The sequence below is a fragment of the Algoriphagus chordae genome, from assembly GCF_003254055.1.
Lineage (GTDB): Bacteria > Bacteroidota > Bacteroidia > Cytophagales > Cyclobacteriaceae > Algoriphagus > Algoriphagus chordae.
The window spans coordinates 60,565-78,000 of record NZ_QKZT01000011.1 but is presented as its reverse complement, the minus strand read 5'-3'; the positions used below and the strand labels follow the sequence as shown (position 1 = coordinate 78,000).

General features: G+C 40.8%; 13 protein-coding genes. 9 read left to right on the top strand and 4 right to left on the bottom strand.

The features are described 5' to 3' along the window. Window positions 1-18 precede the first annotated feature (18 nt). From LV85_RS13145 to LV85_RS13130, 4 genes are all read left to right on the top strand, one after another. Entirely contained in the window at window positions 19-1,017 is a 999-nt protein-coding gene (locus LV85_RS13145) for a 3-oxoacyl-ACP synthase III family protein (protein WP_111320302.1), read from the top strand. Further along, the gene (locus LV85_RS13140) at window positions 1,018-1,572 is read left to right on the top strand and encodes a hypothetical protein (RefSeq protein WP_111320153.1); all 555 of its coding nucleotides are present in this window, start codon (window positions 1,018-1,020) and stop codon (window positions 1,570-1,572) included. Window positions 1,573-1,806: 234 nt separating this feature from the next. Next, window positions 1,807-3,375: a toxin-antitoxin system YwqK family antitoxin gene (locus tag LV85_RS13135; RefSeq protein ID WP_111320151.1), complete on the top strand. Its 1,569-nt coding sequence runs from the start codon at window positions 1,807-1,809 to the stop codon at window positions 3,373-3,375. A gap of 46 nt (window positions 3,376-3,421) precedes the next feature. Next, window positions 3,422-3,583 carry a Lacal_2735 family protein gene (locus LV85_RS13130; RefSeq protein ID WP_111320149.1) on the top strand — a complete coding sequence of 54 codons (162 nt, stop codon included), beginning with the start codon at window positions 3,422-3,424 and terminating at the stop codon, window positions 3,581-3,583. A gap of 192 nt (window positions 3,584-3,775) precedes the next feature. On the opposite strand, the gene LV85_RS13125 is transcribed toward LV85_RS13130, so the two are convergent. Then, entirely contained in the window at window positions 3,776-4,297 is a 522-nt protein-coding gene (locus tag LV85_RS13125) for a cupin domain-containing protein (RefSeq protein ID WP_111320147.1), read from the bottom strand. 220 nt (window positions 4,298-4,517) lie between these two features. Between LV85_RS13125 and LV85_RS13120 the strand changes: the two genes are divergently transcribed. The 5 genes from LV85_RS13120 to LV85_RS13100 are packed head-to-tail and all read left to right on the top strand — an operon-like array spanning window position 4,518 to window position 12,403. Then, window positions 4,518-5,765, top strand: a complete 1,248-nt coding sequence (locus LV85_RS13120) for an ROK family transcriptional regulator (protein WP_111320145.1) — start codon at window positions 4,518-4,520, stop codon at window positions 5,763-5,765. A gap of 21 nt (window positions 5,766-5,786) precedes the next feature. After that, window positions 5,787-9,074: a VCBS repeat-containing protein gene (locus LV85_RS13115; RefSeq protein ID WP_111320143.1), complete on the top strand. Its 3,288-nt coding sequence runs from the start codon at window positions 5,787-5,789 to the stop codon at window positions 9,072-9,074. Continuing rightward, window positions 9,071-10,399, top strand: a complete 1,329-nt coding sequence (locus LV85_RS13110; RefSeq protein WP_111320141.1) for a vanadium-dependent haloperoxidase — start codon at window positions 9,071-9,073, stop codon at window positions 10,397-10,399. Before LV85_RS13115 ends, LV85_RS13110 begins: the two co-directional genes overlap by 4 nt. 36 nt (window positions 10,400-10,435) lie before the next feature. Beyond that, window positions 10,436-11,878: a sulfatase family protein gene (locus tag LV85_RS13105; RefSeq protein WP_111320139.1), complete on the top strand. Its 1,443-nt coding sequence runs from the start codon at window positions 10,436-10,438 to the stop codon at window positions 11,876-11,878. A 15-nt stretch (window positions 11,879-11,893) separates the two neighbouring features. Further along, window positions 11,894-12,403 carry a YybH family protein gene (locus LV85_RS13100; RefSeq protein ID WP_111320137.1) on the top strand — a complete coding sequence of 170 codons (510 nt, stop codon included), beginning with the start codon at window positions 11,894-11,896 and terminating at the stop codon, window positions 12,401-12,403. Window positions 12,404-12,411: 8 nt separating this feature from the next. On the opposite strand, the gene LV85_RS13095 is transcribed toward LV85_RS13100, so the two are convergent. From LV85_RS13095 to LV85_RS13085, 3 genes are all read right to left on the bottom strand, one after another. Continuing rightward, window positions 12,412-13,269 (bottom strand): ROK family protein, encoded by an 858-nt coding sequence (locus LV85_RS13095; RefSeq protein WP_111320135.1) that lies wholly within the window; start codon window positions 13,267-13,269, stop codon window positions 12,412-12,414. 3 nt (window positions 13,270-13,272) lie between these two features. Next, window positions 13,273-15,573 carry a GH92 family glycosyl hydrolase gene (locus LV85_RS13090; protein ID WP_111320133.1) on the bottom strand — a complete coding sequence of 767 codons (2,301 nt, stop codon included), beginning with the start codon at window positions 15,571-15,573 and terminating at the stop codon, window positions 13,273-13,275. 267 nt (window positions 15,574-15,840) lie between these two features. Further along, window positions 15,841-17,436, bottom strand: coding sequence for a SusD/RagB family nutrient-binding outer membrane lipoprotein (locus tag LV85_RS13085; protein WP_111320131.1), 1,596 nt, complete (start codon window positions 17,434-17,436; stop codon window positions 15,841-15,843).

The following is a 17,436-nucleotide window of genomic DNA, read 5'->3' as shown; positions in this document are numbered from 1 at the left end:
AAGACAACCCAAATTGACATGAAGAAATCTAGGATTCTAGGCGTTGGTCACTATGTGCCCGTTCGAACTGTGACTAACCATGAGCTTTCTGAAATGATGAACACCAATAATGAGTGGATCGTCGAAAGAACTGGAATAGAGTCAAGACACTGGTTTACTCCAGGAGTTGATACGGTGACAAGTATGTCCAAAGGTGCCTCTGAAATGGCAATGGACAGAGCTGGCGTGAAGGCCTCCGAAATAGATTTTATCGTGTTTGCGACCATCACTCCTGATTATTTTATTCCAGGAAATGGCGTTTTACTTCAGCGCGAACTAGGTATGGGAACCATAGGTGCCCTTGACATTCGAAATGCCTGTTCAGGATTTATCTATGCACTTTCTATTGCTGATCAGTTTATCAAAACTGGTATGTACAAAAAAATACTCGTGGTCGGAGCTGAGATTCAATCCTCTGCTTTGGACAAAAGTGACGAAGGACGCTCTAGTTCTGTGATTTTTGCAGATGGTGCTGGAGCTGCGGTTCTTGGAGCAGTAGAATCCGATCAACCAGGCATTCTTTCTACCCATCTTCATTCTCAAGGCGAGCATGCAGAAGAATTGTATTGTAAAGACCCGGGTAGTAGCCGAGAAGTACGGATTTCTCCAGAACTTATTGAGTCTGGAAACTTCTTTTTGAAAATGAATGGAAATGCTGTCTTCAAGCATGCGGTTGTGAGATTTATGGAAGTAATCAAGGAAGCACTTGACGCTAATCAACTCGATCAATCTGCCATAGATTTGCTTGTTCCGCATCAAGCCAACCTGCGTATCAGCCAATATATTCAGAAGCAACTCGGGCTTCCGGATGAAAAAGTATTCAACAATATCATGGACAAAGGAAATACTACTGCTGCTACGATTCCAATTGCCCTTAGTGAAGCTTGGGAGCAAGGACTAATAGAGGAAGGTGATTTGATTTGCCTTGCTGCATTTGGCTCTGGTTTCACATGGGCTTCCGCTTTACTTCAGTGGTAAATGGCTGAAGAACCCAATTATTTGGATCTCGAACTTTGGCTTGACCAGCAGATCATTCCACGGCAAAATAGACTTAAAGCTAAATTCTGGGAAATACTGAATGAAGTAGCGAATTCAATCGATTCTACGTCATTATTAAAAGTACACCCTGAAAGTCGAGGAGTAAAACTTACGAAAGGGAATGACCTATTAGGATACCCCTACCAAGTATTGGATATCATCAGGGATTTTGATTTCAATAATGGCCTGAACATTCGTTTATTAAATTGGTTTGGTCATGGACTATTCCTATTTGTCCAACTTGGAACAAGTCATCCAAAAGCACCTTTGGCCCCGTTACTTGATGACAATTGGTTGTATGACACATCATCGAGCCCTTGGGATTATCCAGAAATACTTCTAAACGGTTCGTGCAGCAGTTCTCCAACAGCGAGTGATTATGAACATTCCAACTTCCATCAGTGGCATAAATCCATCCAGGTTTCTGGAGATAAGCTAAGTATTGAAGACAAGATTTCAGATGAACTAAAAAAACTAATACACTTACTTTCTTAAAAAAATGGGATAAAGCTGGATTTACCTTATTTTTAAACAGGAATCACATTCATTCGTACACTATTCAGATCATCCTTTTGAAAGATTCAGAAAAACCCTCTGAATCAGGTCAAAATTAAAGTTATATGAAATCAAGCATGACTTATACATCTAAAACCAAGATGCTAGTCAGTTATGATTGATTTTTCTAAATCCCGATAGCTATAGGGATTGCCGCCAAGAAATAATTATCATATGAAATACATCCTTATTGCCTTAATTCTTTTTAGCACCCCTCTGTTTGCACAAGAAAGCACTATGGTTAGCCAATTCAATTCAGATTCAACACTGATGGCTACCGGAATCCTTACAAACGCAGTAAGAGAAGGGTTATGGAAATATTACAACCCTAAAACAAATACACTCCTGACAGAAGGGTCATTTAAAAACGGACTTAGAGATGGTGAATGGAGCAGTTTCTATCAAGATGGTAGGAGAAAAGCTGTAGCAACATATAGAGACGGGATACTTTTTGGCCCTTTTAAACTCTATGATGCAGATGGTGCATTGAAAAAAGAAATGGTTTTTAAGGATTCAGTTCTTGTAGGGAAGTACATAGAATATTTTGGAAGGACAGGTGTGCCAGAATACATTGATGCTACTCAGATTTCCGTTGAGGGTCAGTATTTTAATGGCAAAAAGACCGATCAATGGGTTCAATACTATGACTTTGGAGAACCAGCGATAAGAGAGTATTATACCAATGGTCGAAGGGAAGGTCCATTTTTTGAATACGATCAAGATGGTTCACAAATCACAGAAGGGCAATACAAAAATGGAGAACTGGATGGACCCTTTGTAAGAACAGCTTATCCAAATCAGCTGGTGGAAACAGGAAATTATAAAGCAGGTAAAAAAATAGGTGAATGGATACGGTATTTCCCAGGCACCAAAGTAAAAGAATCAGAAGAGTATTTCGATGAAAATGGTAAACGAATCGGCAAATGGAGGTATTACTACGAAAATCAGAGACTTGCGAGAATAGAAAACTATGAGAATGGAATCGCAGTAGGGACCTGGGAGGAGTACTATCCCAACAAGTCTGTAGCCAAGCGAAAAACGTACGAGCTAGGAGTTCCTGAAGGAGACTATGTAGAATATCACAGTACAGGGGAAATCTCTGTATCAGGGAAATACCAAACTGGAATGAAAACAGGGATTTGGAAAAGTTTTTTCCCTGATGGAGAAATCTACTCAGTCGGAGAATATAGAAATGATCTGAAAACCGGTCTTTGGAAGTATTTCAACAAAATCGGGATTCTTGTTGCAGAAGGGGAATACTCTCTGGGACTTGAAAATGGCCAATGGGTTTACTATTATGATGGAGGCCAATTGAAATCAGTCGGCGCCTATAATCTCGGCTTTGAGAATGGAATATGGGGGCTTTTCTATGACAACAAACAGCTGACCCAAGAAGAGTTTTGGGACAATGGACGTCTAATGAACCTAAGTGAATACAAAACCTACGACGGAACCAAAACCCTTGATAAAGGCACCTTGAAAGATGGTGATGGAACTAGAATCACTTACTATGTAGATGGAAAGAAAGAATCCGAGGGAAATTATGTTTCAGGCAAAGCCGATGGCACCTGGATTTTTTATCATGAAAATGGCAGAAAAGCCTCTGAAGGTCAAATGAAAGATGGTAGAAAAGAAGGCCCTTGGAGATACTATAATCCTGCTGGACGCTTGGAAGATTTGATCAATTATAAAAACGATGAGATTCAGGAAGAATCACTTAACAACTTGCTCAATTTCAATTAATCGGAAACAATACTTCAAGTTCACAGTTTGATTAGTAAAACCTGATATGTTCGGATTATTCAGTAAAAAATCAGAGAAGCAAAAGTTACAGGAAGCCTATTCAAAGAAACTGGCTGAAGTTCATAAAGCATCTCAAGTAAACAGAAAAGAAGCAGATCGATTAGCTGCGGAGGCAGAGGAGATAGCTAAAGAGATTGAAAAACTTTGATTTTTGTTTCACACTACGTAAAACACTTTTCAAACGCATTATTTTGAATTTCAAATAATTACATCTATATTTAATCACTCTTTCAGCTAGTCCTGTAGGATTTTTTTAACTAAATAGTTTATTAAGGGTGATTGAGCTACGGACGACAAATTTTAATCTTTTTAGCTCGGGAGTCAAATCCCGAGCTTTTTTTCATTTCCTAGCATAATCGTCTTCCACTCTTACAATGTCTTCTTCATTGGAAGGGTTGTCAGGGTCTACATGCATCCATATTTCCGCTACAATACCCCAAGTATCTAAGCCGACCAATCTGTGCCTTTCACCTTGCTTCAAGGATATCGTTTCATTAAGAATCATTTCCTCCAATGTCCTAAGTTGATCTGTTTCGCTGCGAACAATTCCAGATTCTCCGTTGATAAGCTTCCAAAGCTCAGCTCTGCGGAAATGATATTGCCAAGACAGTCGAGCGCCAGGTGCAACCAATAAAAACTTAGGACTTAATTTTTGCTCCAATTGCTCTTCAGAAAGGTCGACATCTTCGAAAAACATTGCTCTGAATTCACGGATCTGACTTTCATCCAACACAAAAAAACCACCCCATGGCCTCGTCCGATCCACTTTCGAGATTCTAAATCCTTTTTCAGTCAAAAAGTCTTCAACTTTCTGAAACACTTCTTCCTTGCTATGACTAGCTGTAATGTCTATCAAATTCATGCTAAGTAGTTAAAAATTAATTACTCAAAAATAGGTAATTCATTCGAAAAATGAATTTTACTATGGTATTCTCACATTTAGAATCTTTTATGAAAAATCATCCCCCTCTGTTTAAGAATTCTGAGTTAAGCCAATAAATAAACTCATGTTACCTTATTTTTTTAATGAAGTACTTTTATCAAAGTTATTTTTTGCCGTTATTCAAGCATAACTTTGACCTATGAACCTAATAAACCCTCAGGAGTTAATCGACAAAATGGATGGAGTGGTAGAAATCAAAAGCTACCTCAACAAAATTAAGATTATAAAGAACTTATATACAAAGGGAGCAAACACAGCAAGTGAAATTTGTGCTGAAGTTGGCATCTCCTTACCCACAGTCAACTCACTACTTGGCGACTTGATTACAAGCGGAGAAGTGATCAAACAAGGGCGTGCGGAGTCTCAAGGCGGAAGAAAGCCTGACTTGTACAGATTGGCACCGGATGCCTTCTATGTGCTGTCTGTAGATCTCTCCAAGTTCAATATGAACCTTGCTCTCTATTCATGTGATCATACCGTGGTCACAGAAAAGGAAACTCATAAAATCAGCTTAGACAACGAAAAAGAAACATTTGACCATATCTGTCAACTGATAGAGTCATACTTAGTTAAAACTGGAATACCTGCCTATAAAGTAATCGCGATAGGATTTTCTATGCCCGGCTTGACAGATTCTATCGGCGGCGTGAATTACACCTATCTGAGGTTTGGATCAAATACACTGCTGGAAAATTTAGAGTCTAGATTTTCTAAAAAAATATTCCTCGAAAATGATGCGCGAGCAATGACTCTAGCCGAATTCAAATTCGCTACTGATCATACAAATAAGAATGTTCTTGGCCTTTTTATAGGCTGGGGAATTGGTTTAGGGATCATCATTGACGGCAAATTATACCAAGGAGCATCCGGATTTGCTGGCGAATTTAGCCACTCTCCGATTTTCGAATCTAGAGACGTTACCTGTATTTGTGGCAAAAAAGGCTGTTTGGAAGCTGTAGCATCTGGAACAGCTATCGTCAAAATGGCAGAAGAAGCAATCAAGCTTGATAAGGATAGCATATTAGCACGAATGGCACGAAATCAGGAAGGCAGTATAGAACCTAGCCTTGTGGTAGAAGCGGCCTTGTCTGGTGACCAAAGAGCAATTACCATTCTTTCTGAAGCTGGTCTAGACCTAGGACGTGGAATCTCTATGCTGATCCAAGTATTAAATCCAGAGTTGATTATCATCGGTGGATCGGTAGCTGAGGCAAATCAATACTTAATCACCCCAATTCAACAAGCCTTGAATATTTACAGCATGGCAAAATCACGGGAAAAATCCCAGCTTGCCCTATACCAACTTGGTGAGGATGTTGGGCTATTAGGCGGAGTCGCGGTTGTGAATGAAAAACTCTTTGAAGAGTTAATTAATCGACTGGGATAAACCTCAGTATAATATAATCCCATGTGTTTCCATATTAAATCCAAAACAGTTTTATTATTAACTATTGGGTCTCTCCTATTTCTTCAGCAAAACAATAGTCTTCAAGCTCAATCTTCTTCAGGGAATTTTGAGAAAATCTCAAATAGAAAATCCGGAATTACTTTCAAAAATCAATTAAAAGAAGACGAGAAAAACAACATCTTACGTTACGAGTACTTCTATAATGGTGGCGGTGTAGCCGTTGGTGACTTGGATAATGATGGTTTGGAGGATTTGTTTTTCACCGGAAACATGAGCTCCAATAAAGTTTACAGGAATGAGGGAAACTGGAAGTTTGAGGATAAAACAAAATCGGCTGGAGTTGGAGGAAAAGATGCCTGGACCACAGGCGTTAGCATGGCAGATATTAATGGTGATGGCTTTTTAGATATATATGTTTGCTATTCTGGCAAGGGCAAGCCAGAATCCAGAGTCAATGAACTTTGGATCAATCAGGGAAATTTCACCTTTAAGGATGAAGCAAAAGAGTATGGTTTAGCCGATCCTTCCAATAGTACTCAAGGCTTATTTTTTGATTTTGATAAGGATGGAGACCTGGACATGTACTTGCTTAATCATCACATTCAAGCCATTAATGAGTTTGAATTTGATGAAATAAAAAAAATCAGGAACCCCTATGCTGGTGATAAACTTTTCAGAAATGATAATGGAAAATTCACCGATATCAGCGAGCAAGCAGGTATAAAAGGCTCAGCTTTAGGTTTTGGTTTAGGCGTAGTTTCTTCAGATGTCAATCAGGATGGATGGCCAGACATTTTGATAACCAATGATTACATCGAGCCAGATTACCTATATATCAATAATGGCGATGGCACATTTACTGATCGCCTGACAGAGTATTTTCAGCACATTTCCCATTTTTCTATGGGAGCTGATATTTCAGATGTAAATAATGACGGCAAGCCAGATATATATACCTTGGATATGCTTCCAGAGGACAATGAGCGTCAGAAGCTGCTCTATGGACCAGAGAATTACGAGCAATACGCCTTGATGATAAAGGAGGGTTTTCATCATCAAAGTATGAGAAACATGCTCCAAATAAATCAAGGCGATGGACTATTCTCAGAAATAGGCCAACTCGCAAATATTTCAACCAGTGACTGGAGCTGGTCTGCGCTATTTTTTGACGCAACGAATAATGGTAAAAAGGATCTGTTTATTACAAACGGATACTATCGCGACTATACCAACCGGGATTTTTTGAAGTATAAGGGGGATTATTATTTCAAGCAGGCGATCGCCAATGAAAAAGCGGACACCCTTCATCTGGTGACGACAATGACCTCTACCCCTATTCATAATTATATTTTTGAAAACACAGGAAACCTAGATTTCACAGATAGGTCAAATGATTGGGGATTTAATGAAAAGGGATTTTCTAGTGGTGCCGCCTATGCGGATTTGGATAATGATGGAGATCTAGATTTGATAATAAACAACCTAAATGAACAGGCTTCAATCTATGAGAACCTAAGCCCAAAAAAGAATTGGTTACAAATTTCCCTTCGTGAAAACTCTAAAAACCCCTTCGCCATAGGAGCAAAAGTGGAAGTGTTTACAGGCCAGGAAAATCAAACCTTAGAAGCCCAGCCTGTCAGAGGTTTTCAATCCTCGGTAAGCCCTAGACTTCAATTTGGGCTTGACGATACAGCGACAGTCCCTTCAATTCAAGTTATCTGGCCAGACGGCTCAATGCAGATCCTCGAAAACATTCCTGCAAATCAGCACATCACGATTCAAAAAGAAAGTACCACTGCACCTTTTGCTACTTCAAAACCGAACCCTATACTTAACGAAAGCAATTTCGCTCCTGACTATTCTCCTGCAGCAAATCAATTTAATGATTTCAAGCGTCAACCACTGATGCTTACGATGCCTAGCTACATTAGTCCCATATTAGCACAAGGAGACATCAATGGTGATGGAAAACCTGAAGTATTTATTGGCAGTTCCAAGGGAAAAGCAGGGAGAGTAATGTCCTGGGACAATGAAGGATGGAAGGACTATTCAGGCTTTAGATCCACAACTGAATTTACTGATGCAGTCGCTATATTTGAGGACTTCAATGGGGACGGAAAGCAAGATTTATTTATTGGAAGCGGTGGATACCACGATTATCTAGGTTCTGATGAAGCACTACAGGATAGGCTTTATTTGAATGATGGCACAGGTAAACTGACGCGACAAACTACTTTTCCTGATTATAAATTCAGCACTGGAACTGCCGAAGCTTTTGATGTTAATGGAGACGGATATCTAGATTTGTTTGTTGGAGCTAGGTTGATACCTGGTCGATATCCAATAATCCCCGAAAGCAAAGTATTGATTAATGATAGCAAGGGGAATTTCAGCGATCAAAGCAGAAAATATTTACCAAATGATGGAAAATTAGGTTTAATCACTTCCTCCGAATTGATTGATTTGAATTCAGACGGAAAGTTGGACTTAATTCTAGCAGGTGAGTACATGCCGATTACTGCATTGATTAACACTGGCTCAGCCTTAGAGAACAAAACTTCAGAATATTTTACTTCAGTCCTTTCAGGCTGGTGGAACACACTTGAAAAAGTTGACATAGATGGCGATGGTGACTTAGACCTGATCGCCGGAAACTTTGGCCTCAACTCACAATTTGAAGCCGATGAGAATAAAAAACTCCGTCTTTATGCGGCAGATTTTGACCAAAATGGATCAATTGACCCAATTCTGGAATGCTTCATCGGAGACGATAAGTATCCCTATCCAAGTCGCGACGAACTACTTGATCAGATGGCAAGTATGAGAAGTCGATTCACAGATTATGCTTCCTATTCGAAAGCAACCATGAGCGACCTTTTCACTGCCGCTGAGTTGGAAAAAGCACAGGTTTTAGAAGCGAATACTTTGGAATCAATAGTGCTGGAAAACACTGAAAATGGCTTTACAGCGAAATCTCTCCCAAGGTTAGCCCAGTCCTTCCCGATATTTAGTATTTTACCTATCGATCTCAATAAGGATGGAAATATGGATTTGATTCTGGGTGGTAATCAAACGAATACCCGAATACGAATAGGAATAATGAATGCAGGGCTAGGTATAGTGCTACTCGGAGATGGAAAGGGAGATTTCAGACCTCTCAGTCCTTCTGAATCAGGCTTGGCAATTAAAGGAGATATCAAATCGATTTTACCTATCCACACAAAATCAGGTATCCAACTACTTTTTGGGATCAATCAGCAACCTCTGAAAAGTTATACTATCAGATGAGTCTATCTTTAAAATCATCCTTTGCATTACTGCTTATCATATTCTTAGTAATGCAAGGTTCTGTGGCAAAGCCAAAGACTGCCAACTGGCCCAAACTCTACTCAGAGCAGCTTTTCTATATCACTGAAGTAATGCTCACGGATGTGGCCAGTCCACCTGTGGCTGCGAGAATTTATGCATATTCAAATCTTGCCGCCTATTTGATTGCAAAAGAATCTGGGAATGGCTTTGAAAACAAAGATATTTTAGAGCATAGTTATTTGGCAGAACAAAATTGGAACATCTCTGATTCAGGGATTAGCTCTCCGGAATTTGCAGGAATTTATGCCATGCTGAAAGTTGGTGAATCTATCATGCCATCAGGCTACCTTTTGAAGGAAAAGCAGCAGAACTGGGCCAAGACCGCAATCAAAGCAAAAATCATTAGCAAAAAAGAACTTCAAGCACATATAGCATATGCTGAGACCATTGCCTCGAAAGTAATGGATGTGGCGAATAAAGATGGATACTTGCAACTCTCCACACTTACTCGCTATTCCCCTCAAGAAGGTGAAGGCTTTTGGTACCCTACTCCGCCAGCATACATTGCCGCAGTGGAACCTGAATGGAAGACCATACAACCATTTTTCATCAACGAACTTGCTAACTACGCACCAGCCCCAATGGCTCCCTTTGATATGACAGAGGGAAGCTCTTTTCATAATCAAGTGATGGAGGTGTATAATATGACCATTGAATTGAACGACGAGCGTAAGTTGATTGCCAACTTCTGGGACTGCAATCCATTTAAAGTGGAATTCACAGGTCATATGGCGATTGGAATTAAGAAAATATCTCCTGGCGGACACTGGATAGGCATAACAGGAATAGCTGCACAAAAAGCAAAACTTTCTTTTTCGGAAACTGCCTTTATTAATGCATTAGTGGGAATGACACTTCATGATGCATTCATTTCTTGCTGGAAAGCAAAATATGACACCGACAGGATCCGCCCTGAGACTGTAATCAACCAGAAAATAGATCAGCGCTGGAAACCTTTACTACAGACTCCTCCATTTCCTGAATACACTTCTGGGCATTCGGTCATCAGCCGTGCTTCTGCTGAAATACTGACTGGATATTTTGGAGACAATTTCGAGTTTATCGACAGCTCCGAGACTTATTTTGGATTGCCAGAAAGACCATTCCCATCATTTCTCAACGCCTCTGAAGAAGCTGCTATCTCCAGACTTTATGGAGGAATTCACTTTCGGGATGCCATAGAAGAAGGTGTGAAACAAGGAGAAAAGATCGGGAATATGATCTGGGAAAAAGTAAAGAAATAACTTCTTATCCCTCGATAACAAACCCAAACGAAAGAAATGAAAACTTCTCAAAGCAGCATTAACCTTTATAGCATACTTGTTCTGCTGTATTTTTTATCCTCTTGCCAAACTGCTGTAGAAGTTGAAAAGCCCAGCAAACCCAATGTAGTCATCATTTTTGCAGATGATATGGGCTATGGGGATTTGGGAGTATATGGCGCTACGGACTGGAAAACCCCTAACCTCGATCAATTAGCTGCAGATGGCGTTCGTTTTACGCAGTTTTATGTTCCTCATGCAGTTTGTTCAGCTTCAAGAGCAGCCTTACTCACTGGCACCTATGCTAATAGATTAGAGATATTCGGAGCCTTGGATCATACCGCCAAACATGGGCTGAATCCAAAAGAAACAACGATTGCAGAGATGCTGAAATCTGATGGCTATGCTACCGGAATGGTTGGGAAATGGCACCTGGGACATTTACCTGAGTTTTTGCCTACGAAGCAGGGCTTTGATCAATATTACGGTTTGCCTTATTCCAATGATATGTGGCCTCATCATCCCCAGTCAAAAGACTATTACCCTCCACTTCCCCTTTACCAAAATGAGACTGTAATCGATACGCTTGAGGAGCAAAGTCAGTTGACGACAAATTACACTGAGGAAGCCTTGAAATTCATAGAAAAAAGCAAGGACAAGCCTTTCTTCCTTTACTTCGCGCATAGCATGCCCCATGTGCCGCTATTTGTATCTGACAAGTTCAAGGGGAAATCAGAGCAAGGCTTATATGGAGATGTAATGATGGAAATAGATTGGTCAGTAGGGGAAGTGAGGAAGAAATTGGTGGAATTGGGTTTGGCTGAGAACACTATCATTATTTTCACTTCAGACAACGGCCCATGGCTTTCCTATGGAGGACATGCTGGATTGACCGCAGGATTGAGAGAGGGAAAGGGAACCTCATGGGATGGAGGAATTCGAGAGCCGGGAATATTTGTATGGCCTGATCATTTCCCTGCCGGAAAGGTAATAGACCAAACAGCCATGACTATTGACATCTTGCCTACATTGGCTGAAATCACAGGCGCTGATTTGCCTGCATTAAAAATTGATGGGAGAAGTATTTTACCTATGCTGGAAGGCAAGGAGATGGAGTCAACACCTTATTACGCTTACTACAACAAAAATGAGCTTCAGGCAGTGATTTATGGGCATTGGAAACTCGTATTTCCACATTCTTATAGAAGTATCCCTGAGGGGACAATTATGAGAAATGACGGTATTCCTGTCAAGTATCAAATGCTGGATCTTGAATCAGCACAGTTATTTGATCTCTCTGTAGATCCAAATGAAACTACTGACCTATCCAACAGTAATCCTGAGATGCTAGAAACTCTGAGTCAATTCGCAGCTGATGCTAGAGCTGACTTAGGTGATGCACTGACCAAATCAGAAGGTCCAGGATTGAGAAAGCACGGAAAGGTAGCAGAAACCAACTAAGCCAAAAACACACCAATGCAAACTCCTTTTAAGATTTCATTTACGGTATGGAGTATTATGATTTTTGCAGTGATGGCTACTTCTTGTCAGTCAAATTCTGAAAAGGAAGCTCAAGAATTAGTTACTAATAAATCCATTGCTTCTGAAGAAGAAGCTATCAAAGCCGCACTAATAGATATGTGGGATGCTGTTGAGAAAGCTGATGTGGATCGGTATGCATCCCATATACATCCTGATTTTACGCAGTTTGGAGAGTATGATCCAGTTTTGCGAGAGGGAAAAGAAGCTGAGGTAGAAGCAAATGCTGCCTGGGTGGCCGACTCAAAGGATATACATACAGAAATGCTTGATCCAAAAATTACGATCAAAGGAGATGTGGCTTGGATAACTTACTACTGGAAAGATCATGGAGAGACTGCTGGGAAAGCTTTTGCGTCTACTGGAAAATCAACCAGGATATTCGTAAAAGAAAATGACCGCTGGCTTTGTATCCATGGCCATTATACACTTTTGACTGCTGAATAGTCTCCTCTTTAAACTGCTTTTAAAAAAGGCAAGCAAGCACCGATTAATGCGGACTCCTCACCTAGCTCAGAGACCTTGATCGAAACTGGGTAGCCCATCATCTCCAAATAGGCGATAGTAGTAGGCAAATAATGATCTCCTGCCAAACTTATCTTTCCACCCAATACGACACCTTCAGACTTCAATCGTATTAAATAAGGGAATAAAAATTCACCAAATGATCTGCCAAAAGCCTCAAAAATCTTTCGGGAAATAGCAGAGTCGAAATCCTCACTTAGGAGATCCTTTACTCCTGAGATTTCACATCCGAATTGCTCTAAGGCGTGCCTCCTAAACCAGCCTGTCCCAATATAATCCTCAGCAATTCCATCCCGAAAAGGAGCTGTCCAGAGCTTTGCATCCTTCACGACATCATGCACTTTGATGGCAGAACCAAGGCCAGTACCCAGTGTAATCCCTATGGAGTTTTGAAATTCTTTACCAGCTCCAGCATAACTTTCTCCAGAGAGAAATGCCTCCGCATCGTTTGTGAAGGCTATTTGAGTTGGAGGTATCTCCAGACTTTCAGCCAGTAGGTTTTTGACTGAAAGCTGATAAAGCGCAGCCATTTTTCCTTGATCTTTGATCAGAGAGATCCCTTTTTCGTAATCGTAAGGCCCTGGCATAGCTATGCCAACATGGACATTTCCCATATCTCCTGTGGCCCTTTTAATGACTGCTGACCAAGATGAAATAATATCGGCTACACCTCCATAGGTGTCCACATCTGCTTCATGGAAATTGCTGATGCTCGCCTTACGGTTCTCCAAAAGCACCTGTGCTGCAGAGATGTGCGAACCTCCGATATCTACCCCGATCAGTTTCATAGATTAATTGTCTCTGCTAAGTGAAAAAGGCTTGGCTGTGTCCAATATGCCTCGATTCGTATTAGGATTTGCCGTCATTTCAAAGTTCAACTTAGCTCCCTTCATCAGATCTTCATAGACTAAGAAATTCTTGTCATAGCTTGTGCCATTCCAAGTCATATGCTGGATATAGCGGTTTTGATCCGAATTTGCAGGAGCAGAGATTTCTACCGTTTTACCATTTGAAAGATGAATCTTGGCTTCCTTAAACAGAGGTGCACCAAGCACATATTCATTTGCGCCAGGCGTCACAGGATAAAATCCTAAGGCAGAAAATACATACCAAGCAGAGGTCTGTCCGTTATCCTCATCTCCACAGTAGCCATCAGGCGTAGGTTGATACATTCTATTCATTGTCTCACGAACCCAATATTGCGCCTTCCAGGGTTGTTGAGCATAATTATACAAATAGATCATATGCTGAATCGGCTGATTGCCATGTGCATATTGGCCCATCTGAGCTACTTGCATCTCACGGATTTCATGGATAACAAAGCCATAATAGCTTTCTTCGAATATGGGCGCGCTGGTAAAAACCTCGTCCAATTTAGCTGCAAACGCCTTTTCTCCCCCCATCAAGTCTGCCAATCCTTGTACGTCCTGAAATACTGACCAGGTATAGTGGATACTATTTCCTTCGGTAAATGCACCTCCCCACTTATAAGGGTTAAATGGAGACTGGAAAGTACCATCTTCATTTTTACCTCGCATCCATCCAGATTCTTTGTCATACAACTTCTTATAATTCATTGCTCTCGACTTATACAGTTCAATGTCTGCCTGAGGCTTATTTAGCTTCTTAGCCAACTGATAAATGGTGAAGTCATCGTAAGAGTACTCGAGGGTCCTTGCTGCATTTTCATTGATTTTTACATCAAAAGGAACATAGCCCAATTCATTGTAATACTTCGCCCCCGCCCTTCCTACGGCGGTCAGTGGCCCGGCATTGTTAGCTCCATGGATTAATGCCTCATACAGCGTCTCAATATCATAATCGTAATCAGCACCTATTTTCAGATAGGCATCAGCTACTACGGAAGCAGAGTTATTTCCAACCATGACATTTCTAAGCCCAGGGCTCCCCCACTCTGGTAGCCAGCCACCTTCTTGGTAAGCATTAGCCAAACCAGCTTGAATTTCTGCATTGACCTCAGGATAGACCAAATTCAACAAGGGGAATAAAGCTCGAAACGTATCCCAAAATCCAGTATCGGTGTACATATACCCGGTTTCAACTTTCCCATTGTATGGGCTATAGTGAACCGTCTCGCCAGCAGCATTGATCTCATAAAATTTCCTTGGAAAAAGAAGGGATCTATATAAGCTGGTGTAAAACATTTCCAATTGAGCGACGGAACCTCCACCTACTTCAATTTTACCCAATTGCTCATTCCAAGCTTCTCTTCCTTTACTTCTTAACCCCTCAAAATCAGCACTCCCTAATTCTTTCAAATTAAGCAGCGCTTGCTCAGGGCTAATAAATGAAGAGGCTACTTTCACCTTTAGCTGGAAAGAATTCTCTTTTCTCCCAAAACCTAGTAAAGCACCTACATGATTGGCATTGACGCTTAGCGTTTCACTTACATTAGAGTCTGCGATAGTTTGCGCAAGAGTGAATTCCTGATCAAACTCCAAAACAAAATAGTTTTTGAAATTGTCTGGCACTCCGCCAGAATTCTTGGTTGAATATCCTGAAACCCGCTTGTTTGCTGGATCAATTGTCACTTCAGACCCATTATCAAAAGCATCCAAAATAAAAGATGCATCCTGCCCAGCAGGATAAGTGATTCGAAAAAGTGCTGCTCGCTCTGTAGGGGTCAATTCTACATTGATATTATGATCTGCAAGATAGACCTGATAGTAATTAGGCTCCACCGTTTCAGCCTTGTGAGAAAACCAGGAAGCTCTTTGGTCTTGATCAAAAACAGGTTCGCCAGACATCGGCATGATGGAAAACTGCCCATAATCATTCATCCAAGGTGAAGGCTGATGAGTTTGTTTGAAACCACGGATCTTCTCAGCTCCATACTTGTACATCCAGCCATCGCCCATCTTGCCTGTTTGGGGAGACCAGAAATTCATACCCCAAGGCAAGGCAATCGCAGGATAGGTATTCCCATTAGAAAACTCAGGTCTAGAATCTGTCCCCACTAGAGGTAAGGCATAGTCCACCAATTCACGGGATTCTGTAGCGCTGATCTTTTGGGCAAAAAGCCCCCATTGAATGCACAATAAAAGTGCAACAGTAGAAATAATAGGTTTCATAAAAATGGTGATTTATCGAAGACCAAACTTACAAATCAATTCTCAGAGTCTGAAGTAGAATTTGGCTCTACAGTGTATTCAATAATGATTGACTAGAATTCCCGGAGCGACACGAAATACAACTTGTCTAGATAATATCAAGTTCCGGATAGAAAGGAGAAGCAAATTTTGCTGCTATTCGAATTAGAACAAAAAAATAGAGGCTTTGAATTTAATCAAAACCTCTATTCCTAATCGTATAATTTAAATCTTCTGGAAGGGATTTAATTACTTATCCCACCAAACAGTATTTATCCAAGTGTCACCACCCATGTTAGAAATAGCATTAGACAAACCGTCTGGGTTTGTAGTGCTTTCAGATGCTGGGTAAAGTTGTCTTCTTGGAATTTGACCTGAAGAGAAATTACCAGTGTAATTCACAGGTGTCAACTCAGGATAACCTGAACGCTTCCAGTTATTCCATGATTCCACGAAATTTGCGAAAATACCTGTAGTCGCCCAGATTTGCTCATTGATCATTGACAAGGAAGCTTCAGAGCTACTTGTATCTAGTGGATTTGCAGATGCAAAAGCAGATGCTACAGAAGAGGAAATAGTCGCACCACCGAATTTACCTATAGATTCTAGCGCTCCTTCTAAGCCAGCTGCATAGTAAAAAGAGGCAGTTCCAGGGACAGAATAACCTCTGGCAGCAGCATCAGCTAGCAAAAACTGAATCTCAGCATAGGTTAAGATAAAAACAGGTGCATCTCTGTCTCTGTAAATAGCAGTAGGTCGAGAATATTTTCCTATTGGGGAGATATCATCACCCGAACCAGTAGAACCAGGATAATTAGGAGCATTCGTAATATCTGTTGCTCCACCCTTAAGATCAAAACCATTTGGCATGCCTATTTGCAGAGCGGGATCATTATCACCTACAGCAGTACCTTTATTTGCAGCTAAGCCAGCTACAGGAATCTCAGAGATAACTGAAAGACGAGGATCATTGTTTGCTTTAAGGAAATTAATCAGATTATCTGACCAACGTACTTCATAAATATCATCCGTTACATTGAGAGCATTTGCGCTAGAGTTAGCATAACCGTTGCCTTGATCAGAAACCAATACAGCTTCATCATCAGCAGAAGAGAATACTCCTCCTGAAATTGCCTTTTGCACATAAGACTGAGCCGTAGAAGGATCCACATCTACCAATCTCATAGCTATCCGCAACATGATCGAATAGCCTAGTTTTTTCCACTTTACCAGATCACCGCCATACATTACATCGTTCTTGATCTCATCACCTGAGTCGCTGATTGATGAAAGAGCCGTCTCTAGCTCAGAAAGCATTGTCATGTATACCTCAGATTGAGGATCATATTTAGGCTGCGTGATACCTGTCTCCGCCTGTAACGCTTCAGAATAAGGGATATCCCCATAGATATCCGTCACAAAAGACAGTGTAAGTACTTTCCAAATAGTACCTACGGCCACTAAGTTGGAAAAGCCTTTTTCCTCGGCTAGAGACTGCATCTGATAAACTCTCGAAGCAGCTGCATATCCATCATTCCATACACTTTGTATATAACTATTTGTACTTCCTGATGCTACATACTTATCAGCATTCGAATAGTAGTTTGCCCCACCTGTAGAAGTAGAAGCCATCACCTGAACCCACATACTTTGAAAAAGTATGGCTCCAGTGTAACCTGTCATCATGTTACTGTAATTGCTTTGAACCGTAGGAAGAATCAAATTAGGGTCGAATACATTTCCATCTGCTCGATTGGGATCAGTATTGATTTCTGCAAAATCACCGTCACAGCTCGATACTGCTAACAAAATCCCGGTTAGAAATATGCTTATATATTTTTTCAT